This window comes from Rhizobium sp. SRDI943, from assembly GCF_057653695.1.
The window spans coordinates 149,778-175,123 of sequence record NZ_CM172787.1; the positions used below are offsets into that span (position 1 = coordinate 149,778).

General features: G+C 59.5%; 25 protein-coding genes and 1 tRNA gene. 7 read left to right on the forward strand and 19 right to left on the reverse strand.

Annotated elements, in window-relative coordinates; all coding sequences use genetic code 11:
* Window position 1: 1 nt before the first annotated feature.
* The 5 genes from AC245Y_RS00770 to AC245Y_RS00790 form a co-directional block, all read right to left on the reverse strand.
* Entirely contained in the window at window positions 2-1,555 is a 1,554-nt protein-coding gene (locus AC245Y_RS00770; protein WP_017995932.1) for a sugar ABC transporter ATP-binding protein, read from the reverse strand.
* A 108-nt stretch (window positions 1,556-1,663) separates the two neighbouring features.
* Window positions 1,664-2,653: an ABC transporter substrate-binding protein gene (locus tag AC245Y_RS00775; RefSeq protein WP_017995933.1), complete on the reverse strand. Its 990-nt coding sequence runs from the start codon at window positions 2,651-2,653 to the stop codon at window positions 1,664-1,666.
* Between the two features lie 208 nt (window positions 2,654-2,861).
* The gene (locus AC245Y_RS00780; protein ID WP_017995934.1) at window positions 2,862-3,308 is read right to left on the reverse strand and encodes an RbsD/FucU family protein; all 447 of its coding nucleotides are present in this window, start codon (window positions 3,306-3,308) and stop codon (window positions 2,862-2,864) included.
* A 9-nt stretch (window positions 3,309-3,317) separates the two neighbouring features.
* Complete coding sequence (locus AC245Y_RS00785) at window positions 3,318-4,337, reverse strand: aldo/keto reductase (RefSeq protein ID WP_017995935.1); 1,020 nt, start codon at window positions 4,335-4,337, stop codon at window positions 3,318-3,320.
* Window positions 4,338-4,482: 145 nt separating this feature from the next.
* Window positions 4,483-5,985 (reverse strand): UxaA family hydrolase, encoded by a 1,503-nt coding sequence (locus AC245Y_RS00790; RefSeq protein WP_017995936.1) that lies wholly within the window; start codon window positions 5,983-5,985, stop codon window positions 4,483-4,485.
* Window positions 5,986-6,209: 224 nt separating this feature from the next.
* Between AC245Y_RS00790 and AC245Y_RS00795 the strand changes: the two genes are divergently transcribed.
* Window positions 6,210-7,109, forward strand: coding sequence for a GntR family transcriptional regulator (locus tag AC245Y_RS00795; protein WP_017995938.1), 900 nt, complete (start codon window positions 6,210-6,212; stop codon window positions 7,107-7,109).
* Window positions 7,110-7,390: 281 nt separating this feature from the next.
* Entirely contained in the window at window positions 7,391-9,391 is a 2,001-nt protein-coding gene (locus AC245Y_RS00800) for an ABC transporter ATP-binding protein/permease (protein ID WP_017995939.1), read from the forward strand.
* A 26-nt stretch (window positions 9,392-9,417) separates the two neighbouring features.
* On the opposite strand, the gene AC245Y_RS00805 is transcribed toward AC245Y_RS00800, so the two are convergent.
* Window positions 9,418-9,876 (reverse strand): MarR family winged helix-turn-helix transcriptional regulator, encoded by a 459-nt coding sequence (locus AC245Y_RS00805; protein WP_017995940.1) that lies wholly within the window; start codon window positions 9,874-9,876, stop codon window positions 9,418-9,420.
* A gap of 127 nt (window positions 9,877-10,003) precedes the next feature.
* Between AC245Y_RS00805 and AC245Y_RS00810 the strand changes: the two genes are divergently transcribed.
* Entirely contained in the window at window positions 10,004-10,381 is a 378-nt protein-coding gene (locus AC245Y_RS00810) for a nuclear transport factor 2 family protein (protein WP_012755896.1), read from the forward strand.
* 138 nt (window positions 10,382-10,519) lie between these two features.
* Here AC245Y_RS00810 and AC245Y_RS00815 read toward each other — a convergent pair whose 3' ends face one another.
* Window positions 10,520-10,771: a hypothetical protein gene (locus AC245Y_RS00815; protein WP_012755897.1), complete on the reverse strand. Its 252-nt coding sequence runs from the start codon at window positions 10,769-10,771 to the stop codon at window positions 10,520-10,522.
* Between the two features lie 275 nt (window positions 10,772-11,046).
* Between AC245Y_RS00815 and AC245Y_RS00820 the strand changes: the two genes are divergently transcribed.
* Window positions 11,047-11,892, forward strand: coding sequence for a class I SAM-dependent methyltransferase (locus AC245Y_RS00820; RefSeq protein WP_017995942.1), 846 nt, complete (start codon window positions 11,047-11,049; stop codon window positions 11,890-11,892).
* 187 nt (window positions 11,893-12,079) lie between these two features.
* On the opposite strand, the gene AC245Y_RS00825 is transcribed toward AC245Y_RS00820, so the two are convergent.
* The 4 genes from AC245Y_RS00825 to AC245Y_RS00840 all read right to left on the reverse strand — a co-directional run bounded on the left by AC245Y_RS00825 (window position 12,080) and on the right by AC245Y_RS00840 (window position 15,462).
* A complete protein-coding gene (locus AC245Y_RS00825; protein ID WP_017995943.1) occupies window positions 12,080-12,655 on the reverse strand; it encodes a phosphotransferase-like protein in 576 nt (191 codons plus the stop codon).
* 74 nt (window positions 12,656-12,729) lie between these two features.
* A complete protein-coding gene (locus AC245Y_RS00830) occupies window positions 12,730-14,220 on the reverse strand; it encodes an MDR family MFS transporter (RefSeq protein ID WP_017995944.1) in 1,491 nt (496 codons plus the stop codon).
* A gap of 259 nt (window positions 14,221-14,479) precedes the next feature.
* Window positions 14,480-14,875 (reverse strand): hypothetical protein, encoded by a 396-nt coding sequence (locus AC245Y_RS00835; protein WP_017995945.1) that lies wholly within the window; start codon window positions 14,873-14,875, stop codon window positions 14,480-14,482.
* A gap of 197 nt (window positions 14,876-15,072) precedes the next feature.
* Entirely contained in the window at window positions 15,073-15,462 is a 390-nt protein-coding gene (locus AC245Y_RS00840) for a DNA mismatch endonuclease Vsr (RefSeq protein ID WP_017995946.1), read from the reverse strand.
* A 458-nt stretch (window positions 15,463-15,920) separates the two neighbouring features.
* Here AC245Y_RS00840 and AC245Y_RS00845 point away from each other — a divergent pair, with 458 nt between their 5' ends.
* Window positions 15,921-16,505: a DUF262 domain-containing protein gene (locus AC245Y_RS00845; protein ID WP_245274047.1), complete on the forward strand. Its 585-nt coding sequence runs from the start codon at window positions 15,921-15,923 to the stop codon at window positions 16,503-16,505.
* Here the strand turns inward: AC245Y_RS00845 and AC245Y_RS00850 are convergent.
* The 4 genes from AC245Y_RS00850 to tnpA form a co-directional block, all read right to left on the reverse strand.
* Entirely contained in the window at window positions 16,419-16,715 is a 297-nt protein-coding gene (locus AC245Y_RS00850) for a hypothetical protein (protein WP_003554972.1), read from the reverse strand. The two genes, AC245Y_RS00845 and AC245Y_RS00850, sit on opposite strands and share 87 nt — an antisense overlap.
* Entirely contained in the window at window positions 16,715-18,337 is a 1,623-nt protein-coding gene (tnpC, locus tag AC245Y_RS00855; RefSeq protein ID WP_017995947.1) for an IS66 family transposase, read from the reverse strand. Before tnpC ends, AC245Y_RS00850 begins: the two co-directional genes overlap by 1 nt.
* 63 nt (window positions 18,338-18,400) lie before the next feature.
* A complete protein-coding gene (tnpB, locus tag AC245Y_RS00860; RefSeq protein WP_130665924.1) occupies window positions 18,401-18,694 on the reverse strand; it encodes an IS66 family insertion sequence element accessory protein TnpB in 294 nt (97 codons plus the stop codon).
* Window positions 18,695-18,744: 50 nt separating this feature from the next.
* Window positions 18,745-19,113, reverse strand: coding sequence for an IS66-like element accessory protein TnpA (gene tnpA, locus AC245Y_RS00865; protein WP_003557134.1), 369 nt, complete (start codon window positions 19,111-19,113; stop codon window positions 18,745-18,747).
* Between the two features lie 532 nt (window positions 19,114-19,645).
* On the opposite strand from tnpA, the gene AC245Y_RS00870 reads away from it, so the two are divergent.
* On the forward strand, window positions 19,646-20,371 hold the full coding sequence (locus AC245Y_RS00870) for a HEPN domain-containing protein (RefSeq protein ID WP_157628317.1): 726 nt from the start codon (window positions 19,646-19,648) through the stop codon (window positions 20,369-20,371).
* Here AC245Y_RS00870 and AC245Y_RS00875 read toward each other — a convergent pair.
* The 3 genes from AC245Y_RS00875 to AC245Y_RS00885 form a co-directional block, all read right to left on the reverse strand.
* The gene (locus AC245Y_RS00875; protein WP_026157237.1) at window positions 20,307-21,437 is read right to left on the reverse strand and encodes a DNA cytosine methyltransferase; all 1,131 of its coding nucleotides are present in this window, start codon (window positions 21,435-21,437) and stop codon (window positions 20,307-20,309) included. The genes AC245Y_RS00870 and AC245Y_RS00875 overlap by 65 nt on opposite strands.
* 317 nt (window positions 21,438-21,754) lie before the next feature.
* Window positions 21,755-21,830 (reverse strand) — tRNA-Thr (locus tag AC245Y_RS00880).
* Window positions 21,831-21,951: 121 nt separating this feature from the next.
* Entirely contained in the window at window positions 21,952-22,911 is a 960-nt protein-coding gene (locus AC245Y_RS00885; protein ID WP_017992837.1) for an NAD(P)H-dependent flavin oxidoreductase, read from the reverse strand.
* 287 nt (window positions 22,912-23,198) lie between these two features.
* On the opposite strand from AC245Y_RS00885, the gene AC245Y_RS00890 reads away from it, so the two are divergent.
* On the forward strand, window positions 23,199-24,383 hold the full coding sequence (locus AC245Y_RS00890) for a hypothetical protein (protein WP_012755906.1): 1,185 nt from the start codon (window positions 23,199-23,201) through the stop codon (window positions 24,381-24,383).
* A 53-nt stretch (window positions 24,384-24,436) separates the two neighbouring features.
* Here AC245Y_RS00890 and ppk2 read toward each other — a convergent pair whose 3' ends face one another.
* Window positions 24,437-25,318, reverse strand: a complete 882-nt coding sequence (gene ppk2 / locus AC245Y_RS00895; RefSeq protein ID WP_017992838.1) for a polyphosphate kinase 2 — start codon at window positions 25,316-25,318, stop codon at window positions 24,437-24,439.
* Window positions 25,319-25,346: the final 28 nt, after the last annotated feature.

Here is a 25,346-nt window from a genome sequence, read left to right on the forward strand (position 1 = left end):
CTCAGACGCCGATCGCTTCGCTGAGCACTTCTTCATGCGTCGCCGCGTGATAATCATGGCTCGCGACGATTTTGCCGGCGCGGAAGACGTGCAGCCGGTCGGCCAGTTCGTAGACCTCGGGCAGATAGGAGGAGATCAGGATGATGCCGGCGCCGTCCTTCAGAAGCTTGGCGAACAGCCGGTAGATTTCCGCCTTGGTGCCGACGTCGACGCCGACTGTCGGCTCGTCGAAGATGAAAAGCCGGGCGCCATGGCTCAGCCACTTGCCGATGACGATCTTCTGCTGGTTGCCGCCCGACATGCTGGAGGCCGGAACGCGCCGGCTCGGCGTCTTGATGCTGAGATTGCGGATCTGCTGGTCGGCATTGGCCGATTCGCGCGTGTGATTGATCACCGGCCCGTGGCTCAGCCGCCCGAACACCGGCAGGTTGATGTTGAGGCCGATCGGCAGGTTGAGGCAAAGCCCTTGGTCGCGCCGGCTTTCCGGCGCCAGCGCAATGCCGAGCTCCATCGCCGTGCGTTCGTTGCGGATGTTGACAGGCTTGCCCATCCATTCGACATCGCCTGCTGTCGTCGGCTGGCGGCCGTAGAGCCCGAGTGCGAATTCGCTGCGCCCGGCGCCGATCAGGCCGTAGAGGCCGACGATCTGTCCCGCCTTTACGCTGAGCGACACATCTTCGAAGCCCGGGCCGGAGAGGCCGTTGACCGTGAGGATCGTCTCGCCGATCGCAATCTTTTCCTTGTGGTAGATCTGTTCGATCGAGCGGTTGATCATCAGCGAGATCAGTTCGGCATCGTTGGTCTCGCCGATCAGGCGCGTGCCGACATGCGTGCCGTCGCGCAGCACCGAGACACGGTCGGCAAGCTCGAAGACTTCCTCCATGCGGTGGCTGATATAGACGATGGTGACGCCTTCGCCCTGCAGCCGGCGGATCAGCTTGAAGAGCTGCGCCGATTCCTGGCGGGTGAGATAGGCAGTCGGTTCGTCGAAGATCAGGAATTGCGTGCCGCGCATCGCTGCGCGTGCCGTGGCCACCAGCTGCTGTTGGCCGATGGTCAGCGAGCTCAACAGCGCACCGGCCGGCAGGCCGAAGCCGAGATCGTCGAGCACGGCCTGCGCCATCTTCTCCATCTGCTTCTTGCGCATCAGGCCGAAGCGGTTGACTTCGTCGCCGAGGAAGAGATTGGCGGCGACCGTCAGGTGCCGGCAGAGCACGACTTCCTGGTGCACGGCGTTGATGCCGCGGGCGATCGCCTCGTTCGGCGTCGCCAGCCCCACCGGCTGGCCGCACCACAGCACTTCGCCGGCGGTGCGGGTGATGACGCCGGTCAGCAATTTGATGAGGGTGGATTTGCCGGCGCCGTTTTCACCGACGATGGCGTGAATTTCGCCGGCGAGAAAGGTCAGCGTCGCTGGCTTCAGCGCCTGCACATGACCGTAATTCTTCTGCAGGCCCTTGAGTTCGAGGATAGGCGATCCGGCGGGAATTCGATTGGCTTCTTTCAGCGTCGCACTGTCATCATGGCGATGACTGACCTCTTCCAGTCCGATCATGGGACCTCTCCTCCTTGTGTCGCGTCTGCTCTCCATCCCCCGCAAAACATAGCACGGATGGAAAAAGCCGCGCCGGTTTTTGAAGCCGGCGCGGCTTGTCTGTCGTTATTACTTGATCTTCGGGTTCAGCAGCGCGTCGATCTTCGGGTCGGCCATATTAGCCTTGGTGACGAGGTTTGCACCGGTGTCGACATTCTCTTCGACCTTCTCGCCCTTGGAGACGGCAAGCGCGGTCTTCACGCCGTCATAACCCATGCGGTAGGGGTCCTGAACGACGAGGCCGGCAATCGCACCATCCTTGAGGAAGCCGACCGTCTTGTCGTCGCTGTCGAAGCCGATGACCTTGATCTTCTCGCCGAGCTTGTTTTCGGCAATCGCCTGGCCAACGCCCTGCGCCATGATCAGGTTCGAGGCGAAGATGCCGACGAGGTTCGGGTTTGCCGTGATCAGGTCGGTCATCATGTTGAGGCCGGTCGTTGCCTGGCCGTCGCCGTACTTGTCGGCAATGACCTTCAGGCCCGGATACTTGGTCTTCACCTGATCCAGGAAGCCTTCGCGACGCTGTTCCAGCGAGCCGACGCCCGGAAGGTTGGTGAGGATGACGACTTCGCCCTCTTCCTTGCCGGTGGCGCCCTTGATAGCGGCAGCCAGACCGTCAGCGGCGATGCGGCCGCCCTGAACGTTGTCGGTCGTCAGGAACGACTTGAACGCCTTGGAGTCGGCGCCTGAGTCGATGCCGATGATCGGAACCGACTTGGCCGCTTCATCGATCGGCTTGCCGAGCGCCTTGAATTCGGTCGGCGAAATGACGACAGCGGCCGGCTTGCCGGCAACGGCGTTCTCCAGAATGCTGATCTGGCCGTTGACGTCGGATTCGGCCTGTGCGCCGAGTTCCGGCACGTTGACGCCGAGATCCTTGCCGGCCTTGCGGGCGCCGGCGAGAACGATCTGCCAGTAGAAGGACGTCGTGTCCTTGACGATGATCGGGATCGTCACGTCGGCTGCAAACGACGGTGCCGGCATCGCCGAGGCGATAACTGCGGCGCCCGCAAGCGCGGTAAAGGCGCGGCGGGACAGAAGGGATTTCACGAAACTCATAAGGGTTCTCCTCTCAGGGTGCGTTCTCCTCCGAATAAATCGACCGCTGAACGCAGGCGGACGATTTTTATCGATAAAAAACATTTGCCAGGTGAAGCTAGCCGAGGCGCAATCAAATTGCAAGAGCGCCAAACAGGCTTTTTTTCTTCGGTAAACTCCCGCCAAGCAACTGATTTTATTCCAATACAACGATACCCTAAAATAGGGATCAGGCTTGATCGACCTCGTGCGGATGGACGACGCCCTTTTTCAAAATCAGGTTGCCGTACAGCCGAAATTCCGTCGTCGCGACGATGTAGGTCGCCTTGCGGGCCATCGCGTAAAACGCAAAACGCTCCACCGGCACGATGCGGAAATCGCCGGCGTGCTTGGAAACGATCTTCTGGAATTCGGTGCAGACCTCCGGCATCGCATCGGGATCGCCGACCACCTCCATCCGCCACGCCGCTTCCGGCACGAAAGTGTCGAGCGGCATATGGGTCAGGATGGCCGCGGCCATGTCGGTGGCGCTGACGCCGTCGGCGCGAATGACCGGCGGGCCCATCGAGCCCGAGGGAAAATTGGCGTCCGATATGACGATATCGTCGCCATGTCCCATGGTCTTCAATGCATGGAGCAGGTCGGGGCCAAGCAGCGGATGAATACCCTTGAGCATAATCTCTCCTCAGACTCGGACGGCTTCGGCGCCGAGCGGCGGCGCGACCAGCGTATAGGGTTCGAATTCGGCATAGATCGCGTCGGCAAGCCGCGGCTCGACGATCTCCATATTGCGCGTCAGGCTCGACGGCCTCGCCGTGCCGATCAGCACCGAGGCGACGATCGGCTCGCGCAGCGGAAACTGCAGGGCGGGCGCTGCCAGCGGCACGCCGTGGCGTTTGGCGATCGCCTCCATCGCGCCGACTTTGGCAAGCACATCGTCATCAGCCGGCATATAGTCGAAATGCGAACCCGGTACCGGACCGGTGGCGAGGATGCCGGAGTTGAAGACGCCGCCGACGACGAGCGACGTGCCCTTCTGCCGGCAAAGCGGCAGCAGTTCGGCGACGGCCGAGCGGTCGAGCAGCGTGTAGCGGCCAGCCATCAGGATGCAGTCGAGATCGGAATGGCGCATAACGTCGAGGCAGACCGGCACTTCGTTGACGCCGAGGCCGAAGGCGGAGATCGCGCCAGACGACTTGAGTTCCTCCAGCGCCTTCACGCCGGAATCGAGAAACTGCTTCTGGTGGACCGCATTCTTCGCCGCGCCATGCGTGTAGACGCCGAGATCGTGCACATAGAGAATATCGATGCGGTTGAGTCCGAGGCGCGCATAGCTGAATTCGACCGAGCGCATGATGCCGTCATAGGAATAGTCGTAATCGGCATCGAAGGAGAGCGGATCGACATAGCTGTAATCAGGCACGGTGCCGGTCGGCACCGGCCGAAGCAGCCGGCCGACCTTGGTAGAAAGCACGTAACTGCCATCCGGCTGGTCGCGCAGGAAATCGCCGACCCGCCGTTCGGCAAGGCCGAGCCCATACCAGGGCGCCACATCGAAATAGCGGATGCCGCTATCCCAGGCCGCCTGCAGCGTGTCCATCGCCACCTCGCGCGGGCATGCGCGGTAGAGACCGCCGAGAGCGGCCGCACCGAAGCTGATTTCGGTCACCTCCAGCTTGGTCTTGCCGATCTTTCTCGTCTTCATCATTCCTCCTCACGAAGAAGCTGAACTATCTGGAGCAATCCCAGGAAAAGTATGAAGCGGTTTTCCGTCCGGGATTGCGTACTTCAAATCAATCCCAGGAAAAGTGTGAAGCGGTTTTCCGCCCGGGATTGCGTAAAAACAAAGATTACAGCGTCGCACCCAGATGCCACGGCACGAATTCATTGTCGCCGTAGCCGAAGAGCTCGCTCTTGGTCTTCTTGCCTGATGCCGTATCGACGATGAGGTCGAAGATCTCGCGGCCCTTGCCGCTGATCGTCGCGTCACCCGTGGCGATCGTGCCGCAATCGATGTCCATATCCTCTTCCATCGAGGCATAGAGCGCCGAATTGCTGGAAAGCTTCAGCGACGGCGCCGGCCGGCAACCGAAGCAGCTCCCGCGGCCAGTGGTAAAGGCGATCATGTTCGCCCCGCCGGCCACCTGGCCGGTCGCCGAGACCGGGTCGTAGCCGGGCGTGTCCATGAAGACGAGGCCGGGGGCCGTGACCCGCTCGGCATAACCATAGACCGCCGTCAGCGGCGAACGCCCGCCTTTGGCAACCGCGCCGAGCGACTTTTCGAGGATGGTTGTGAGGCCACCGCGCTTGTTGCCGGGCGAGGGGTTGTTGTCGAGCGAGGCGCCGTGCAGGGCAACGTAATCTTCCCACCAGGCGATCTTGTCGTCGAGCTTCCTTGCCACCTCATCGCTGACGGCGCGGCTGCGCAACAGATGTTCCGCACCATAGATTTCCGAGGTTTCCGACAGGATCGCCGTGCCGCCGGCCGCCGCCAGCAGGTCGGCCGCAACACCCAGCGCCGGATTGGCGGTGATGCCGGAAAAGCCGTCGGAGCCGCCGCATTGCAGGCCGATGATGATCTCCCCGATCGACATCGGCACGCGCTTTTCCTTGCCGACATCGGCGGCGATTTCGCGCAGCATGCCCATGGCGCGCTCGACAGCACGGCGCGACCCGCCGGCGTCCTGAATGTTGAAATGCCGCTTCGAAGCGCCGGCACCACTCTGGCCGTAGAGCGTCAGCTGGTTGACCTCACAGCCGAGGCCGATCATCAGCACGCCGCCGAAATTCACGTGCCTTGTATAGCCGGCCAGCGTCCGGTGCAGCACGTTCATGCCGTCGCCGGTCGAGCTCATGCCGCAGCCCTGGTCGTGCACGATCGGCACAAAACCGTCGATGCCTTCATAATGCGGCAGGATCGTCCGGTTCGCCTCGTCGGCGATTGCCCGGCAGACCGTGGTGGAACAGTTCACGCTGGCGATGATGCCGATATAGTTGCGCGTTGCCGCCCGCCCGTCGGCGCGGCGATAGCCCATGAAGGTGCGCCCGACGTCGTCGACCGTGGCCGCTTCCGGCGCCGAATTGGCGGTCGCCGCCAGCCGGTCGTTTTCGAAATGCAGGTTATGGCTGTGCACATGGTCGCCGGCCTTGACCTCGGCCGTCGTGCGGCCGATTGCCTGTCCGTATTTGACCACGGGTGACCCGAGCGGAATATCCGCTATCGCCACCTTGTGGCCGGGGTCGATCTTCTCACGGGTCTGAATGCCGGCAACCGTCGAACCCGGCGCGATTGCCGCCGTTGCGACCGCGACATTGTCGCCGGCCGAAAGGATGATCCAAGGCAGTTTGTCCAATTTATTCTCCCTGGGAAAGGCTCGCTGCATCGGCGAAAGCGCATTGATTTTGTTTTTTATCTACAATAAACATTTTCAAGTCAACGGGAATATTGATCCTGTGGACGAGGGAGGCAATGAGCCGCAGGCGACCGGAATCAAGCTAAAGGTCGTTTGAACAAGCCCCGATTTTTCTGCCCTGCTGGAGAGCGGGCGGTGGATACGAGGGCGGAAAGCGGGGTCTGGTGGCAAGGCAGAATACGGTCTTCAAGGAAGCCTACAACAGGTATGCCGTAGCCCTGCGCACGGATACGGCGCTGCCGTCGGAACCGGAGATCGCCGCCCAACTCGGCGTCAGCCGCTCGACGGCGCGCGCCATCCTGACACGGCTCAGCGAAGAAGGCATCATCCGCTGGAACAAACGCCAGAAGATCGTGCTGCGCCAGCCGACTGACCATGATCTCTTTCCCTCCGAAGAAACCGACTCCCTGCATGATATCATCGAGCGCAGCTTCATGCAGCGCATCCTTGCCGATGATGCAGCACCCGGCATGCAGATCAACGAGTTGGAGCTTGCCCGCGAGATCGGCACCGGCACCACCAGCGTGCGCGAGTTCCTGATCCGCTTCTCCCGCTTCGGCCTCATCGAGAAACGCCCGAACAGCCACTGGACGCTCAAAGGGTTCACCCGCGAATTCGCCCTCGAACTTGCCGATGTGCGCGAAATGTTCGAGCTGCATTCCGCCGCCGAATTCGGCCGGCTTCCCAGGGATAATCAAAGCTGGGCCGATCTTGCCGCTATGCGCGACGAACATCACGCCATGCTTGCCGACATCAACCAGCGCTTCAAGGATTTCTCCGTCCTCGACGAACGCTTCCACTTGCTGATCCACCGCGCCTCGAAGAACCGCTTCATCGCCGATTTCTACGACGCGATCGCCATCGTCTTTCACTATCACTACCAGTGGAACAAGACCGCCGCCCGCCAGCGCAACGAGCGCGCCATCCACGAACATCTGGATTATATCGCAGCGCTGGAATCCGGCGACCAGGCGGCAATCGAAACCGCCTGCCGCGCCCATCTGCACTCCGCCCGCCAGACCTTGCTGCAATCCCTGCCGCAAGTCGCCACAGAGAACGCCTGAGCGGGGGACATCTCGGCCCAGAGATCGCCGATGCCAGCCCCCTCATCCGCCTGCCGGCACCAACCGGGGTCGAGCCACGGGTCTCGACCCGTCCTTCGGACCCCCGTTTGCGGGGCGAAGGGGATATGCCGCGACCTCTCCGTCCCTCTATCGCGTCTCGTATGGCACGTCCCCTCTCCCCGTCAGAACGGGGAGAGGGTTAGGGTGAGGGGCAGATGTTTTCGATACGGCGGATGGCAGCCATCATGAAACATTTCGATGTGTAAGCCGTTATCGCGCTTATGGCCGACGCTAAACTTAAACCGAAATCGGTCGACGGCACCGAACCGCACGGTGCCGGGAACTCGCCCCAGGAGACGGCATCGACTGTCGAGGTCATGCCGCCACCAGATGCCATCGAGCCCGATCCGGAGTTGACACCTGAAGAGGCCGAGCAGGCGCGCAAGCGGTATCTGCTCAAACGTTTCTGGATCAGCGCGCGCCGTTACTGGGGTCGCGGTGGCGACAAGTTCGCTTGGCCCTTCTCGATCGGGCTATTGGCCCTGATCGGCATGAATGTCGGCTTCCAGTACGGTATCAATCTGTGGAACCGCGGGATCTTCGACGCCATAGAGCGACACGATGCCGGCACCGTCTATTTCCTGAGCGCCGTATTCGTGCCGCTTGTGCTCGGAACCGTCGCCATTGTCACGATACAGGTCGCCGTTCGCATGATGATCCAACGTCGCTGGCGTTCCTGGCTGACAACATCAGTCATCGCGCGCTGGCTTGCAAACGGCCGTTACTATCAGTTGAATCTCATCGGCGGCGACCACAAGAACCCGGAAGCGCGCATTTCCGAGGATTTGCGGATTGCCACCGAAGCACCCGTCGATTTCATCGCCGGTGTCATTTCCGCATTTCTGGCGGCCTCGACCTTCATCGTGGTGCTCTGGACGATCGGCGGGGCTCTCACTCTGCCGATCGCAGGTTTCCCCGTTACCATTCCCGGCTTTCTCGTCGTCACTGCGGTCCTCTACGCCGCGATCACCTCCACTTCGATGGCGGTCATCGGCCGCTATTTCGTCCACGTCTCCGAGGCCAAAAATCAGGCAGAAGCCGAGTTTCGCTACACGCTGACGCATGTCAGGGAAAACGGCGAGAGCATCGCGCTTCTCGGCGGCGAAGAGGAGGAGCGTAACGACCTCGATAAGACCTTCGCCAATGTGCTCAGGCAATGGGCGCTGCTTGCCCGCCAGCACATGCGCACAACGCTTGTGTCGCATGGGTCGATGCTGATTGCGCCAGTCGTCCCGGTCCTGCTTTGCGCACCAAAATTTCTCGAAGGCAGCATGAGCCTCGGACAGGTCATGCAGGCCGCCTCTGCTTTTGCCATCGTTCAGGGCGCGTTCGGCTGGCTGGTCGACAACTATCCCCGTCTTGCCGATTGGAATGCCTGTGCACGGCGCATCGCCTCGCTGATGATGTCGCTCGACGGGCTGGAGCGCGCCGAACAGAGCGACTCGCTCGGGCGCATCAAGCATGGTGAAACCGAAGGCGAGGCGATGCTCAGCCTCAACGATCTCTCCGTGTCGCTTGACGATGGCACCGCCGTGGTGACGGAAACCCGGGTCGAAATCGAGCCCGGCGAGCGGGTGCTTGTGTCCGGTGAATCCGGGTCGGGCAAGAGCACGCTGGTGCGGGCCATCGCGGGTCTTTGGCCGTGGGGCGGCGGCAGCGTCAATTTCCATGCCGACCGGCGATTGTTCATGTTGCCGCAACGGCCCTATATCCCTTCGGGCACGCTTCGCCGTGCGGTCGCCTATCCGGGCGCCGCCGATAGCTGGCCGCTGGACGAGATCAAGGCGGCCCTCGACAAGGTGGGACTGGATTATCTGAACGACAAGATCGAGGAAGATGCGCCATGGGACCAGACCTTGTCGGGTGGCGAAAAGCAGCGGCTCGCCTTTGCGCGTCTGCTGCTGCACCAACCCGATATCATCGTGCTGGATGAAGCAACGGCAGCACTCGATGAGAAGAGCCAGGATAAGATGATGCAGATGGTGATCGATGAATTGCCTGAAGTCACCATCCTAAGCGTCGCGCATCGCGCTGAGCTGGAAGTCTTCCATAGCCGCAAGATCACGCTCGAGCGGCGCGAGGGCGGCGCGAAGCTTGTCAGCGATATCGATCTGATCAAGCGCAAGAGAAAACGGAACTTGCTGTCACGCGTTTTGGAGAAGCGCCGCTCCCCGCCGAAAGGCAGTACGACCTCGAATGAAGGCGGCACCGTCCCCGAATAGACACTGTCCGTTTGGCCACAAAATCATTAATCACCTGACGAAGGCTCTTCGCTCGCAATTTGATCCAGATTGTCGATCAGCCGCGTCAGCAGATCTGCAAGTTGTCCCGCTTCCGCATCCGTGAACCCGGCCAGCGCCTCCTTATTCCCTTGGAATAGGGCCGCAATTGCCTTCGGCATGCATTCCTGTGCGGTTTTCGTCAGCACGATACGGCTGCTGCGACCGTCAGCCGGGTCGCGTGTCCGCTCAATCAAGCCATCCCTCTCCATGCGTGCGAGCATCTGCGCCATCGGCGGTTGCTCCACCCTGGCGAAGCGGGCGAGGTCGCGCTGCGTGCTGGCCTTGCCGTTCTGCAGCGCGACCAGGACAGGCAACTGGCCGACACCGAAGCCGAGCGGTTTAAGGCGTGACTCGCTGAGACGGGCAAAGCCCCGCGCCGCAAGACTGATGAGATGCCCCGGCGTTGAAAGCACGTCGTCGTCCATTCGGCTTACCCCTTGCCTGCGCTTGACCGTAAGATATATATGTACGTATGTAACTTGATGCGCGGCACGAGGCAATGGCGTTTCGATGCCGCACAGCGAATGTTTCAATCTCCACTGAGGAAACGATATGTCTCAAAATGACGTCGAAATGATCAAGCGCATCTATGCCAGCTTCAACGCCAGAGACATCGACGCTGTGCTTGCCGTGCTTTCCGATGATGTCGCCTGGGCCAACGGCATGGATGGTGGCCATGTTCATGGTCGTGAGGCTGTACGCGATTATTGGACACGCCAATGGGCCGTCATCAGTCCACACGTCGAGCCGGTGGCCTTTGAGGAAACGCCAGACGGCGCTATCGCTGTCGAGGTGATCCAGTCGGTCTTCGACCTCGATGGCCGGCCGCTGGAAGGGCGGGCTCATGGCCTGAAGGACAAGACCGTGACGCACATCTTCCGCATGCAGGGCGATAAAATTGTTCGCTTCGATATCCGGGATGCGCTGTAAGCCCAGCATGCTCTGTAAGCTGGTACTTCCCATGCGGGGATGACCGCTCCTGTTGCGAAGCGCGATTGTCAGACTGGCCTTTCGGCCGTCGGAAGCCTGGCTTATGCGTTCAATTCGCGCTTAGCCGGCGCTATCGGTTCAGAGCCTGCGCGCTTCCAGACGCCGCTTGTCGCGCTCGACATAGTTGGAGCCCAGCTCTGTCAGACGGAATTGGCGTTTCTGAAATTCCCCGCGGATCAAGATGAAGCCTTGCTCCTCGGCTTCGCTCAGTGTCTTCAGGCTGGTGCCTTTGGGGGGAGACTGCCAAGCCATGCCATCGGCGCTGTGCAGCAAGACCATGATCTTTATAATTTTCTTTCTCCATGGCTGATGCATACAGCTGGACTGCATCGCTTCAGCAATCCGCTGGTTCCGCATTCTTGATTTGCACCATCCAGGAGAAGCCTATTGATTTAAAAGGATTAATTTTGGCCAATCCGGAGTTTCGCAAAAGCTATTGTATAAAAGCTCCAATAGTCCTGGTCAATTCAATCACTCCGTCCCAACAGGTTTGGTCATGCCTGGCGATTGGCCCGATTGCGCTATTTCCATTGAATCCCGACATCAGCGGCGCATAGTACCGACGTTCCCGGCTTTGCCGGTTGAACGTAGGGGGGAGCCAGTGCATGTCAGCAAATCTCGACGATATCCGTAACCAGCAACGTGAGACCTGGGACAAGTTTTCCGCCGGCTGGAAGAAATGGGACAGCTTGGTTCTCAGCTGGCTGGCGCCGTTTGGTGACGCCATGCTCCGGCGCGCAAATCTCTCCAACGGCTTTAGCGTGCTCGACATAGCCGCCGGCACTGGCGAACCCGGCCTGACGGCGGCGGCGGCAATCCCCGACGGTCAGGTTGTCGTCACCGATCTCTCGGAAAATATGCTGACTGCTGCCGCCGAAAATGCGGCCAGACGTGGCCTCAAAAACTTCGAAACTCGCCTATGCGATGCGGGGACGTTGCCTTTTGCCGATGCCAGTTTCGACGCCGTTCTGTGCCGGTTTGGGTTTATGTTCTTCCCGGATATCGCTGCCGCCGTCAGGGAGATGGCACGCGTGGCAAAACCCGGTGCGCGTGTCAGCGCAGCCGTCTGGAGCGCGCCTGCCAAAAATCCATGGGCGACCACGATCATGGGCACGATCGCCCGCCACGTGGACATATCAGCGCCACCACCCGGCTCTCCGGGCCTGTTCCGCTGTGCCGGGGAAGGCATGATGGTCGAGACCTTCAAAGAGGCGGGCCTTCTCGATGTCGCCGAGGAGGAGGTGTCGGCGATGATGGTACACGATACCCCGGCGCGCTACTGGGACTTCATGACTGAGGTCGCCGCGCCTGTCGTCGCTGGACTATCCAGGGCAGATGCGGCAACACGGGAGAAAATCCGCGGCGAGGTCCTGGAACTGGCGCTACAATCCGTCACCGATGGCAAGGTTCGCCTTCGCTCAACGGCAACTGTGATCACGGGCACGCGATAGCCAACTGCAGAATTCCTTGAATCGGAATCGTAGCGATTTGTCGCGCGACGCCGAGCCTAATTTGCCCCTTGGTCCACCTCTCCGCATTTCAAGAGAATCTCATCGACGACGACCGTGAGCGGGAGAGTGGCGTCGATGACGACACCACACTTCGGAATATCCTCTTTCGTTGCATGCAATTACACAATCAGCGCCCGTTCGGCAGGCATGTCACAACATGATCCCGTATTGCCGCAGCACTTTCCAAAGGCGACGTGAGCGTCACATCCAACGTCAGCGCGTGTTGGTGCGGGATATTGAGAACCACGGCCTGTTGGCTTCGGCTCCTCGACGTCTCGACGTCCGTCGTCTTCAAGTGGTCGCGTCGAGCGGGGGAGGAAACGCGCCGCGCCAATTCTTCTTCGGCACACAGCAATCTCACCGGAACGAAGACCGCGGCGCGCTGTCCGGCGGCGTCAACGAACTGTTGGTACGTCCGCGCGCTCCGCTCATCGCCTTCGACACCGGCATGGGTGAAGATGAAATTCGCCGACGGGCCGCTATAGGCGGTGATCGCATCCAGGACGGCCTGCCGGACCCTGCCAGTGTACTCCCATATGCCCTTCGGCAGCGGAGCGGTCCCCTCCTCGTCGAGGAGATGCAAGATCGGGTTGTTGAACCAGTGATTATCAACGATCTTTGCTGATATCAGCGAGCCGAGTTCTCTAGCGATTGTCAGCTTCCCGACGCCCGGGAACCCCAAGAGCAACACGAAAACACTCATCGTTCGACTACTCTCCCAACACAATCTGCTGGTGTGAAAACACAGCATTTCTGCGCTTCCACGAGCTGAACCGCTTAATGCGATGCCGCCTCGCTGGCGACAGCCGTCCCCTCGCGTTTCTGGCTCGGCCCGACCGGGATCAGCCAGGTGGTGAAGAAGGTCAGCACCGCGACGACGACCACGCCCCAGAAGCTCCAGTGCAGCGCCGCATTGAAGATCGAGCGGATCGCCGGATCGGCGGCGAGGGCCGAGAGCCCGGTCGGCTGGTTCAGCGCCTCGTGCAGGCCGGCCGCCGCCTCGCCGCTCGCATAATGGTTGATGCCGGCATTGAGGATGGCGCCGAGCACGGTGGCGCCGAGCGTATTGCCGAGGCTGCGGGAAAAGATGATCGAGGCCGTGGCGCTGCCGCGCATCGACCATTCGACGCTGTCCTGCACCAGCACGATGCTGGTGAGGCTGATGAGACCCATGCCGAAGCCCATGAAGAAGGAGCCGGCGCCGGCAACGATCGGCGAGCTTTCCTGTGTCAGGAACAACAGGAAACAGGCGCCGAAGGGAAACATCAGGCTGCCGACGCGCAAGGTACGCTGGATGCCGAAGGCCCTGTAGAAACGGCCGGAGAGCATCACCGCCAAGGGCCAGCCGACAACGAGCATGGTGAGCGTGAACCCCGCGACAAGAGGCGAGCGGCCAAGTACGCCCTGCACATAGAGCGGCAGGATCGTCGAAAGCCCGATCAGCGCCATGCCGGCCAGCAGCGTCGCCGCATTGCTGGTCGCGATCAGCCTGCGGCTCCAGAGCGGGATCGAGATGATCGGCTCCGGTGCCCGCTTCTCCTGGGCGAGAAAGAGGATGCCCGCGATCACGAAGACGGCGAAAAGCGAAATAAGGATCCAGGCGCTGGCGTCGGTTTCCGTCAGCATGACGAGCAGTGCGACGATCGAAATCGAAAACAGCACCGAGCCGAGGTAATCGATCTTTGCCTGCTTGTGCGCCACGTCCTCCTTGAGGAAGATCATGAAGGCGATGATCGAGATGACGCCGATCGGCAGGTTGATCCAGAAGATCCAGGCCCAGGAGATGTTGTCGACGATGATGCCGCCGGCCAGCGGCCCGACGACAGCCGACGTCGCCCAGACGGTCGCCATGAAGCCCTGCACGCGGCCGCGCTCCTCGAGCTTGAAGAGATCGCCGATGATCGTCGTCGTCACCGGCTGGATGGCGCCCGCGCCGAGCCCCTGTACCAACCGGAACAGCACCAGCGACATCATCGACCAGGCAAGCCCGCAGAGCAAAGAGCCGACCAGGAAGATCAGGATGCCGCCGATCAGCACCGGCTTGCGCCCAAAGATGTCGGAAAGCTTGCCGTAGATAACCGTCGTCGTCGACTGCGCCAGCAGGAAGGCCGAAAACACCCAGCTGTAATAGGAAAAGCCGCCGAGCTCCCCGACGATGCGCGGCATCGCGGTCGCCACGATCGTCGCCTCGATCGCCACCATGAAGGTCGCGAGCATGATGGTGGCGACGATAAGCACGCGGTTCGAGCGTTGCGCTGCATTCGACATGACGATCCTCTTCGGGTGCTCCGCAGATGCCGGAAATATCGGCAGGCTGGCGAGATGTGGGGCGATGCGCCACTTGCGGAGTGATGCCGTCCTTTTACGACCTCAAGCCCGGCCGGTAAAGCAGGCCGCGACCGGTTTCTGACAGCACCGGTTGTTTTCGCGTGATGTCAGGGAAGCGGCGGCCGAAAGCAAAGGCCCGGCGCCATTCCCCTCCGGGCCTCCGTTTTGTCAGAAGGAAAGGCGAACAATCGCCTCATCCTCATTGCGGGCATGCCTCTCCGAGCGAGCCGGTGTTCGCGCTTCCACTGGTGCAACCCGGCGTCTGCTGCAGGTTGGGATTGACCCCGCCGGGATTGATCGTGCTGCGACCGCTGTTGAGATTGACGCCGCCATTGCCGGTCGTGCTGCCGGTGGTGCCGGAATCGGTTCCGACAGACCCAGTCCCCACCGACCCGGTGCCCGTTGCACCGCCGCCGACGGACCCAGTGCCAGCCGACCCGGCCCCGCCGGAACCAGCGCCCGAACTCCCCGATCCGGCGATAACAGGCGCCACCGAAAGCCGCCCATTGGCATCCGCACCCCCGGCCGTCTGCGCCAGCGCCGAACCGGCCAGACCGATCGAAAGCAGCGATATCGCGATGAACTTGCAGGACATGATTTTCTCCATGCTTGTTGTCTCAGGGAGAAAACCGGCTTGGCGGGGGCATTGTTCCTGTCGGGGTTGCGGTTTTCACGGTCGTTTGATGGGCCGATCCTTCCGCAGATCAGAGGGAGCAACCTCCATGTCCAGGATTCAATCGGGGCAAGGTCGTGGGAGAATCCTGCATTGACGTGAAAACAAGTCGACCAGCGTCACTGAGCGGCTTCCTTCGTAACTCCAACTAGCTCAACTAGCCGCCGCCTGAGTTCGTCCGGATCTTTAGTTTCGCACTCCCAAATGACGACGACAGTCCACCCGATGGCTCCCAGTGCCACCGTTGTCCTAGTGTCGCGCTCAACATTATTTGCAAATTTCTGGTGCCAGAACTCTGGACGCGTCTTAGGCACCGACGCTTTCTTGCATCCTGGATGTCGATGCCAAAAGCAGCCATGGACAAAGACCGCCCTCATCAACTTGGGTAGCACGATATCCGGATTGCCGGGCAGGTCTTTGCGATGAAGCCTAAAACGAAAGCCCAATGCGTGCAACGTGCGTCTTACCTTCAGTTCGGGGCTCGTATTCTTCCCTTTTACGCGCGACATAAGCCAAGATCGACGCTCTGAGGTTAGGCGATCAACCAAGTTTCACTCCGTTGAAGTTACGAACTCGCTGCCGAAAACTAGTGGATCGACGAGAGGGAATCCCGTTGAAACGTGATCTGGGACACACTCTCGCAAATCGTGCGAAAACTCGTGCGGACCAAGGGATGTAAGGCGTCACAAGCTGGTTGACTCAGCGATAGCCACCTAAGTTGAACTAAATGGGTTCCAACATACAAGCCGCTGCTCATTGTAAACTCATAGTCAACTCTTGATTGATAGCATTCAAAGCGAATTACTTGAGGACGTAAATTGAGCAACAACCTGAAAATCACAGATGCAGAAATACAGCGTAGCGTCGAAGATGCCCGCAGCGAAATCCGTTATCTGGTAACGGACACCCGGTCGAGACGCTCATCAGGCGCTATACCGAGACGAGCGCGTCTGAGGGGGAAATCTACATTCCCGAATATCAACGATCGCTTCAATGGGATGATGAACAAAAATCGTATTTTATCGAAAGCTTGATGCTGCGCATCCCAGTGCCTCCTGTCTTTTTCTATGAAGTCAACGGAAGCTTGGAGTTGGTGGACGGTTCTCAGCGCATTCGTACATTGGTTGGCTTCACAAAAGACGAGTTTAAGTTAACAGGACTTGAAAAACTCGATGCACTTAATGGCTTACGCTTTAGTGATATTCCGGGAGTTATAAGAAAGCGCTTTTTGAATAGTCCAATTCGTTCGTTTGTTCTGGAAGAGGGGACTGACGAGAGCGCGCGGATTGAGCTATTTCGGCGGGTGAACACTTCCTCAAAACAGTTGAGTGAAGCCGAGATCAGAAAAGGGGCTTACCAAGGTCCATTTTTATCTCTTGTGCTCGACTGCGCCAATCGACCAATATTTAAAGAGTTGTCTCCTGGGACAGGTTCAAGAGGCAACAAAAACGTAACCGCCCGATTGCTACCGCGGCGATTTTGCTTTGATGCGAGCGACGAGCAGCTCGTCGTCAACAAAGCTGTCGAGGAAGTCGTTCCATTCTTGGGGTGAGCGGCGGGCGTCTTTGAGCATCTGCTCCAATTCGTCCATGCCGTCGTCCGTCAGTGCGGTCACGGATTCGTCGTCTCCGGTGTACACGGAGATGATGCTGCCGTAGCTCAGATTATCATCGTTGGAGACGATTGCCTGAAGAAGTTCCGGGTCCTCTTCGAGAATTTCGGCAACAAATTTGATCGTACGGACGTAGGTGACTGTCGCCATCAGGCTGCCTTTGCGTCGATTGCGGTGATCGTCGACCAGTTCCACGGAAGGAGTTCGTCGAGTCGATTGATCTTGTGATCGTGGATGCGATCGAGCACGTCAGTCAGATAGGCTTGCGGGTCAAGACCATTCATCTTTGCCGTCTCGATGATCGTCATGGCGCGTGCCAAGGTCTCCGCTCCCGTATCGGCTCCCGCGAAGAGCCAGTTCCGTCTTCCCACGCCTATCGGCCGCAGTGCCCGCTCGGCGGCATTGTTGTCGATCGCAACGCGACCGTCTTCGAGGAACAGACAGAGCGAAGACCATCGGCTCAATCCGTAGCGGAAAGCTGTCGCCAGATCGCTTTTGCCCGGAATGCGCGTGAGTTGAGCTTCAGCCCAGTGGCGGAATGCATCGACCTTAGGCTTGCTCTGGGTCTGACGCGCGGCAAGCCGGATCTCAGGAGGCTGCCCATTGATGCCACGCTCGATGTCGTAAAGCGCTCCGATGCGATCGAGAGCCTCTCGCGCGATCTCGGACTTGTTTGATGTCCAGATATCGTGGAAGTCTCGTCGCCAATGAGCCCAGCAGGCGGCTTCCTTGAAGCGAGATGTTCCATTCTCTCCAGGCGAGTATAGCTTGCCATATCCTTTGTAGCCGTCAGCCTGAAGGATGCCGCTTGATTGCTTGAGGTGGCGGTGGACGTGCTCTTCTTTCCAGTCAGGAGCAAAATAGTAGACTGCACCGGGCGGGGAAGTCCCCACCCATGGACGCTGATCGCGGACATACGTCCAGATCCTGCCCTTCTTCACACCCTTGCCCAACCCCTTGTCTCGCAGCGAGCGATCCAGCACTCGGATCGGGGTGTCGTCGGCATGAAGGAGGTCACTTGCCATAATCGCCGTTTCGATCCGCTCGATGAGAGGCTGAAGCACCTGCATGGCGCGACCACACCAATCAACCATCGTGCTGTCGGGAATGTCGGCGCCCATGCGGGCGAAGATCTCGTTCAGACGGTACAGTGGCAAATGGTCGTCGAACTTCGAGACCAGAATGTACGCCAAGAGGCCAGCGCCGGCCATGCTGCCCGGTATCGGGCGGCTGGGTGCTGCCACCTGCACCATTTTCTCGCAGCAGCGGCAGGACTTCTTCAGTCGAGAAACTTCGATGACTTTCATCTGCGCGGCGATCATGTCGAGGATTTCGCTGACGTCCTCACCGACAAGACGCAATTCACCTCCGCATTCCGGGCAGCAGGAGCCAGGATCGAGCTCTCGGCGCTCGCGAACCGCCTTGTCCGAGACGCGTGGGCGCCGGCGCATGATCTTTTCAGATGTATCCGCCAAGGGAACAACAGACGCCGCCTCATCAGGTTCATCGATTGGCGCCGTACTGCCTTCAGCGGCGGCGATCAACAGATCCTCAAGCGCTAGTTCCAACTGCTCGATTTCACGCTCAATCTTTTCGGAGGACTTGCCGAAGACCTGTTTCTTCAGCTTGGCAATGCGCAGCCGCAGCGTTTGGATTAACTGATCATGCGCTTGCAATGTGGCCGACATCTTCGCGTTTTCCGCCTGCAAAGCGGCAATCATTGCCTTGAGAAAGGCTGGATCGTCCGGAAGATTTGTCGTCGCGCTAGACATGATCCTGACTACCACGAGCCAGGATAAATTTCCATAAAAACCAGTGGTTTCAGTGGGATAAAATCACCCGACACGGGCCGGTGGCGCACCCCAATCAGGTCGACGCCAATCGATCCCTTCCCACAACATCGCCAGTTGGGCCGACGTCAGCCGGGCAGTCCCGTCGGATGCCGAAGGCCAAGGAAACCGCCCCTTCTGCAAGATCTTGTAATACAGGCAGAAGCCCTGGCCATCAAAATACAGCAGCTTCAAACGATCGCCACGCTTGCCGCGAAAGGCGAAGACCGCGCCGCCAGTCGGCTTCTGACGCAAAACATCCTGCGCAAGCGCGGCAAGGCCTTCTACTCCCTTGCGCATGTCCGTGATCCCGCACGCAAGATACACCCGAACGCCGGTCCCAGGCCCAATCATGCTGCTTCCACTGCCCGGATAATCTGCGTCAGGACATCGGGAGCCATAGAACTCTCGAAACGAAGCGTGCGGCCGCAGATCAATCGTAGCTCAATCATCCCGGAGCAGCTCTCCCTCAATTCAGGGGCATCGTTCTGCACGGCATTCAGATCGACGGGAATGAACAATGCATTCGAAGACACCGGGAGCAGCCCCTTCTTCTTGAGCTCGCTACGCCAGGCGTATATCTGCTGCCGCGTTACATCATGACGATGAGCAATCTCTGTGATCGTGGCTCCAGAAACCCCAACCGACATGACAATCGCAAGCTTGTCGTCTTCGCGCCACCGCCGTCGACGTTCCTGCCCAAGAATTTCAACGCGCATCGCAATCCTCGCCTAAGACACGTCGCTAACGACGTCGTTAAACACGTGTCTTAGGCCATCAGGGCGCTAGGCGGCAGGCGGTGCCAATCGGGCGGTTACACAAAAACTCGGAAAGTGAACGCCAAGAGCTTGTGACTCGGTTTTTCATTTACAGTGATCGGTACAACGATTTTTCGCACGACGTTCGCAAGTTTCTCGATCGACATTTTAGAGAATTTAATAGTCAACTCACTAATGCGGAGCTAGCTGCCAAGTCTTCCGAGTTCGATACCGTGATGAATTTCATTCATGCGGTGGCACCACGTGCATTCTTCAGACCAGGTAATAGTAAGCAAGTGCCAAGAGTACGGTTCGAAGCTATTGCTGTAGGGACATGCCTTGCTTTGCGGCTAGGGCCAAATTTGAAAGCTCAGGCATTCGATTGGCTTGATGATCCGGAATTTCTTCAAATGATTAGGACAGATGCCAGCAACAGCGGCCCCCGTCTCCGTAGTCGGGTGGAATTTGTCAGAGACAAGTTGCTAGGTGCCATATGAGTGCTCTCCCTGAATTCAATCGCCGTTTCGCGGACATTAAACAAATTCTTGAAACGCTTAGAGACATGGAAAAGCGTTTAAAGGGAAATCCGCGTTCGCATTTGCAGCGGAGCCGTCTGGTGGCATCCTCGCGTGCTTCAGCGTATGTGATGATGTATAATGCTATCGAGTCTGCCATGAGGGAAGTATTCAACTCTATGCGGAGTGCTATCGAGGCCGAGCAGCTCCAGCCTCACTCAGTTTCGGAGTTTTGGCGTCTTGACATTCTGCAATCAAAATTCTTGAGAAAGATGCAAGACGGTTTCAGTCATGGAACTGTCTTAACAAATATTGTTCCCGTTGTATCCGATACTTTGCAGTGGACAGAGGCTGAGCGCGGACGCTTACCATTCAGCGGCAACTTCGGGCAAGACCACGTCTTCCGTTTCAAGGATGTACTCGGAATCGTATGGAGCGCGCCACCCGGTACTTTAGGCGGGGCCGATCTCGAAAACATTCGTAAGCGAAGGAACGCCCTAGCGCATGGACTAGAGACTTTCGAAGAGGCTGGAGCTTCTGTTACTGCCAAGGAGCTGCTCGACACACTCTACCGCGTCAACCGATTCATGGCATCTTATATCTCTGCGCTTGAAACTTATCAGAGCGGAAGAGGATATGTTAACCTGGTTCCTCTGCCTGCAGGGCTGTCCGCAGGTCTCTTAGAAAGTCGGGATTCTTCCTAAGTGGAGCGACTTCAAGCCTAGAGGTAAAGCCCGCTAGAGCTCTGCGGGAGACTGCTTTGGACGCTTTGAAGCCAAAGTCACTCAACGTTACAACAAGTGAGTCGGAAGGTCCTTCTCGGGTAGGATCGAAGAATTGCCGTTGTTCACCCTGTATCTTTTTACCAGCTTTCGTGAACTCACGCGAGACTTCCTCAGGATGCCCGTCTTCCGTCCGTTGTGCTGTGGCGGCAGTCAGCTTCTTTCCAATCCACTCTACTACTGGGACGCTGACTGCATTCCCGACCAGCATCCATCGCTTTCTTTCGCCTTTCGGTAGCGAGGCTGCCGCCCCCGTCCAGCCTGGCATGAATCCTTGAAGGCGTTCTGCGTCCTCAATGCCGGGTTGGTAGAAGTTTCCGTTATCCCGATCCCATACCGCGGGCGGTGAAGGGATACCCACGGACGAGCCGCCCTTGAGGGGGGGGATTGCATCTGGAGACCATCCAGTGCCTCTATTCCCCTCGGTCCAATAGAAGCCAACTTGCTTGGCATCGGAGTTTGGTTCAAGTTTAGGCGCAGACACTCCATCAAAGAGAATGTCAGAAGGATCGCCGACTAGCGATGCTAGAACGTAAAGCCGTCGTCTTCTCTGCGGCAGGCCGAAGAGCCGAGTATCCAGAATCCTATAAGCCCAATTGTAGCCGAGCTGCTCAAAGCGCATGGTGACGTATCTAACGGCCTCAGCTTTCTTGAGCTCAACTGCGAAAGCGACATTTTCTAATAAGACAAACTTCGGCTTTCGCGCCGTACACTCCAGCAGCCTGAAAACATCCTCGATCAGTGAAGAGCGTTTGCCTGAAAGTCCCTCGGTCGATCCCGCCAAGCTTATATCTTGGCAGGGCCAGCCAGCTGTGACGACATCGCAATCCGGGAGGTTCTTTAGGCGAGTAACGTCGGGATGTAATTCGATACCGGGGAACCGATCGCGCAATACTTCTTGCGCGAAGGGATCGCTCTCGCACATGAGGACCGTTTGATGTCCGGCTCTGTGTAAGCCTACTTCGAACCCCCCAATCCCGCTGAACAAACTCGCTACGCGGAGGGGGGGTGCTCTTCTGGTGGGGGCGCATATTTCATGCGAGACTACTAGCGTAAAACATCCATAAACTCGAGGCTTTTTTTATCCTATCAACACCAGATAGGGCGGAGGCCCTATCTAGGATATATTACTCTTGGCGTTTATCCGACAGTCGCGCTCGCGTGAGGCTGCGAAAAAGAATCATGGTGGGGAATGCGAGGACCAGAATCCAACTTGCAGAGTATGGCGACCGGTGGGAACCCGACCCTGGCAGCTCACGCCTTCAAGTTTGACATAAAGAAAATCACAAGAAAAAGAAGAAGAAATGGTGCCGCTTGCAGGACTCGAACCTGCGACCCCATCATTACGAATGATGTGCTCTACCACCTGAGCTAAAGCGGCCTCTCGCGGCCGAAGCATGCGGCCTGCGATTTGCATGGCGCTGATACAGGCATTGTTGGAAGAATTCAAGCACCCTGTCATGGCTTTGGCAAAAAAGAGGGGAGGGGCGGGAAGGCGCGCCTCAGAGTGCCAGCCTGGCGCGCGCTGCCCTATATTCGGCTTCCAGCCGGTCGACGAGTTTGGCCACCGGCTCGACGGCCTTCATGGCGCTGATGCCCTGGCCGCTGCCCCATATGTCCTTCCAGGCCTTGGCGCCGCCGACAGCCTGCTCGAAATCCATCTTCGAGACATCGGCTAGGGGCAGGTTGTCCGGGTCCATGCCGGCAGCCACGATCGAGGGCTTGAGATAGTTGCCGTGCACGCCGGTGAAATAATTGGAATAGACGATGTCGCTAGCGGCACCCGCGACGATCGCCTGCTTGTAGGCGTCCGCGGCGCGGGCCTCTTCAGTGGCGATGAAGGGCGAGCCGATATAGGCCATGTCGGCGCCCATCGCTTCTGCGGCAAGGATGGCGCCGCCGGTGGCGATCGCGCCGGCCAGCAGAAGAGGCCCGTCGAACCATTCGCGGATTTCCTGGACGAGCGCAAAGGGCGACAGCGTGCCGGCATGGCCGCCGGCGCCGGCGGCGACCGCAATTAGCCCGTCCGCACCCTTGCGGATCGCCGAATGGGCGTGGCGGTTGTTGATAATGTCGTGCAACACGATGCCGCCATAGGAGTGCACGGCGGCATTGACCTCCGGCACGGCGCCGAGCGAGGAGATGACGATCGGCACCTTGTATTTGACGCAGAGCGTAAGGTCGTGCTCCAGCCGCTTGTTCGACATGTGGACGATCTGGTTGACGGCAAAGGGGGCGGCCGGCCGCTCCGGATGGGCGGCGTCGTGGCGGGCAAGCTCCTCGGTGATCTCCGCCAGCCACTCGTCGAGCTGGCTTTCCGGCCGGGCGTTCAGCGCCGGAAACGCGCCGACGATGCCTGCCTTGCATTGCGCCAGCGTCAGCGCCGGGTGCGAGATGATGAACAGCGGCGAGCCGATGACCGGCAGTCTCAATCTGTCCTTGAGGATCCGGGGCAGGGCCATGGTTCGTCGGTTCCATTGACGTTTACGAAAACGTCAATCTCATAACAGAGATGACAAGGCGATAAAAGAGCGGCTGCCATGCCTTCGTCGATTTCAGCCCGAATATATACGTCCGAGAAAGCTAATAGAATAAGGCCCGCAAGCGGTGAAACCTGCCGATATCCCTGCCGATCGATGGCGGCCCACCCTCGCAAGGCTTGCGGTTTGCCGCACTTGACGCTACCGAATTTTGATGGAGAACGGCGGGGATTGCAGTCCGATGCCGAATTCAAGGTGAAGGACTGAATGTGAGCGGATTAGAAACGGCCATCAGAACTGCGCTCGAGAATTCCGATCGCGATAATCCGGAGGTTCGAGCGAGGATCTATCAGTCGGCCCGCCAGGCGCTGGAAGCCGGGCTGCGCAAGCAGGATATCACCGACACCGAGGTCGTCGCCCATCACCGCCACCGCCTGGAAAGCACCATCCACGCCATCGAAGGCGAGGAGCGCGACCGCCTTCATCCCCGCCAGAGACCGCCTGAAGTGCCCGTGCCGCCGGTCGTGGAAATGCCGGCGCCGCCGGTTCACCAGGCCGAAGCCGATGAATTCGACGGCCCGATGGTGTCAGGCGAGACCCGCGCGCCTGAGGTTATGCACCGCGGCGACGAGTCCAGCCTCGACGACGTGCATGCCGGCAATACAGATCATCTGGCTGCCGCCCCCGTCGGCGAGGAGCGCCTTGCCCGTGGTCAGCGCGCCACCAATATGGATTTCCGCCCGGAGCGGGCGGCGGGCCGCCGCAAGCCGCGCAAATTCTTTTCGAGGCTGCTCGTCTGGTGCGTCCTGCTGGCCTTCATCGGCATCGGCGCCTGGTGGGCGCATACGTCAGGCCTGCTGATGACGGCGGCCGAGCGCGACACCAGCGTCGCCAATCCGCCGGCAAGCACGCAACCGGAGGATTTTACCGGCAATGACGACAGCGCCGGCAATGCCGCTTCTCACACCGATGAGCCGGTGACCATCGATCCGCAGAACAGTTTCTCGGCCGATTGGATCCCGCTGTTCAAGCCTGAGGACGCCGACAAGATCCAGAGCGGCCCGCGGGCGCGCACCGAAAAAATCGCCGAGAATGACGGTCCTGCCGTACGGCTGATTTCCGAAAGCGGTGCGGCCGATGGCAATGTCTCGATCAGCGTGCCGCCATCGGTGCTGCAGCAGCTGGCCGGAAAATCCTCGACGATCGCGCTGACGCTGCAGTCCACCACCGACGAGCCGACGCAGATCACCGTCGAATGCAATTTCCAGACGCTCGGCAATTGCGCCCGTCACCGCTTTACCGTCACCCGGGAAAAGTCGGATGCGCTGCTGCAGGTGAAGTTCGACCGCTCGCTGGCGCCGAATTCGCCGGGCACGCTGACGATCAACAGCGATCTCGACGGCAAGGCGCGGGGCATCAACCTCTTCGCCATACGCATCCTGCCGGGGCAGTAAGGCCGGTCCCGGCGGAGCCGGTGACGATTGCGGGCCAGCCTGTTCGGAAAGCCCTATTTCAGGAAGCCTAGCCCTGAGCCGATGATCTCCTCGTCGACCGTGCCGAGCGCCTTTTTGTCCTTGCCGTCATAATCCATCTTGTTCAGCATGTGGCGGATGAGTTCGAGGCGCGCCCGCCGCTTGTCATTGGCGCGGATCACCGTCCAGGGCGCGAAATCCGTATGGGTTTCCTTCAGCATCCGGTCGCGCTTTTCGCTGTAGTCGCCCCATTTGGTCAGCGCCGCGATATCCATCGACGACAGTTTCCAGACTTTCAGCGGATCGTGCCTACGGTCGTGGAAACGTTTGAGCTGCATCTCGCGGCCGATATCGAGATAGAATTTGAAGAAGAAGATGCCCTCATGGGCGATGATCTTTTCGAGCTGCGGCGTCTGCTTGAGGAAATCCTCATATTGCTGCGGCGTGCAGAAACCCATGACCGGCTCGACGCCGGCGCGGTTGTACCAGGAGCGATCGAACAGCACGAATTCGCCAGCGGTCGGAAACTGCGCCACATAACGCTGAAAATACCATTGCCCCTGTTCGCGCTCGGTCGGCTTTGTCAGCGCCACGACGCGCGCAAGGCGTGGGTTCATATGCGCCGAGGAGGCCGAGATCGCGCCGCCCTTGCCGGCCGCATCGCGGCCCTCGAACAGCGCCATCACCCGCTTGCCGGTCGCCTGCAGCCAGAACTGCACCTTGACTAGTTCGATCTGCAGCTTCTCCAGCTCCTCCAGATAGTCCTCTTCCTTGAGCTTCTTCTTGTAAGGGAAGTCGCCGGATTCCAGCGCGTGCTCGTCCACCCAGTTCGGCAGGGCGGGGTCGTCGACATCGAAGGTGCGTTTCTTTCCGCGGATCTCCAGCTCCACGGCCCTGTTTTCGACGTCCTCGTCCATATCAGCCTCCTCAGCCCGATCGCTTCTC

What these genes read in the sequence shown, in the direction of transcription:
- AC245Y_RS00770 (WP_017995932.1), bottom strand. Translation starts at nt 1,555, where the DNA reads ATGATCGGACTGGAAGAGGTCAGTCATCGCCATGATGACAGTGCGACG.
- AC245Y_RS00775 (WP_017995933.1), bottom strand. Translation starts at nt 2,653, where the DNA reads ATGAGTTTCGTGAAATCCCTTCTGTCCCGCCGCGCCTTTACCGCGCTT.
- AC245Y_RS00780 (WP_017995934.1), bottom strand. Translation starts at nt 3,308, where the DNA reads ATGCTCAAGGGTATTCATCCGCTGCTTGGCCCCGACCTGCTCCATGCA.
- AC245Y_RS00785 (WP_017995935.1), bottom strand. Translation starts at nt 4,337, where the DNA reads ATGAAGACGAGAAAGATCGGCAAGACCAAGCTGGAGGTGACCGAAATC.
- AC245Y_RS00800 (WP_017995939.1), top strand. Translation starts at nt 7,391, where the DNA reads ATGGCCGACGCTAAACTTAAACCGAAATCGGTCGACGGCACCGAACCG.
- AC245Y_RS00805 (WP_017995940.1), bottom strand. Translation starts at nt 9,876, where the DNA reads ATGGACGACGACGTGCTTTCAACGCCGGGGCATCTCATCAGTCTTGCG.
- AC245Y_RS00810 (WP_012755896.1), top strand. Translation starts at nt 10,004, where the DNA reads ATGTCTCAAAATGACGTCGAAATGATCAAGCGCATCTATGCCAGCTTC.
- AC245Y_RS00815 (WP_012755897.1), bottom strand. Translation starts at nt 10,771, where the DNA reads ATGCAGTCCAGCTGTATGCATCAGCCATGGAGAAAGAAAATTATAAAG.
- AC245Y_RS00820 (WP_017995942.1), top strand. Translation starts at nt 11,047, where the DNA reads ATGTCAGCAAATCTCGACGATATCCGTAACCAGCAACGTGAGACCTGG.
- AC245Y_RS00825 (WP_017995943.1), bottom strand. Translation starts at nt 12,655, where the DNA reads ATGAGTGTTTTCGTGTTGCTCTTGGGGTTCCCGGGCGTCGGGAAGCTG.
- AC245Y_RS00830 (WP_017995944.1), bottom strand. Translation starts at nt 14,220, where the DNA reads ATGTCGAATGCAGCGCAACGCTCGAACCGCGTGCTTATCGTCGCCACC.
- AC245Y_RS00835 (WP_017995945.1), bottom strand. Translation starts at nt 14,875, where the DNA reads ATGTCCTGCAAGTTCATCGCGATATCGCTGCTTTCGATCGGTCTGGCC.
- AC245Y_RS00840 (WP_017995946.1), bottom strand. Translation starts at nt 15,462, where the DNA reads ATGTCGCGCGTAAAAGGGAAGAATACGAGCCCCGAACTGAAGGTAAGA.
- AC245Y_RS00850 (WP_003554972.1), bottom strand. Translation starts at nt 16,715, where the DNA reads ATGGCGACAGTCACCTACGTCCGTACGATCAAATTTGTTGCCGAAATT.
- tnpC (WP_017995947.1), bottom strand. Translation starts at nt 18,337, where the DNA reads ATGTCTAGCGCGACGACAAATCTTCCGGACGATCCAGCCTTTCTCAAG.
- tnpB (WP_130665924.1), bottom strand. Translation starts at nt 18,694, where the DNA reads ATGCGCAAGGGAGTAGAAGGCCTTGCCGCGCTTGCGCAGGATGTTTTG.
- tnpA (WP_003557134.1), bottom strand. Translation starts at nt 19,113, where the DNA reads ATGCGCGTTGAAATTCTTGGGCAGGAACGTCGACGGCGGTGGCGCGAA.
- AC245Y_RS00870 (WP_157628317.1), top strand. Translation starts at nt 19,646, where the DNA reads ATGAGTGCTCTCCCTGAATTCAATCGCCGTTTCGCGGACATTAAACAA.
- AC245Y_RS00885 (WP_017992837.1), bottom strand. Translation starts at nt 22,911, where the DNA reads ATGGCCCTGCCCCGGATCCTCAAGGACAGATTGAGACTGCCGGTCATC.
- ppk2 (WP_017992838.1), bottom strand. Translation starts at nt 25,318, where the DNA reads ATGGACGAGGACGTCGAAAACAGGGCCGTGGAGCTGGAGATCCGCGGA.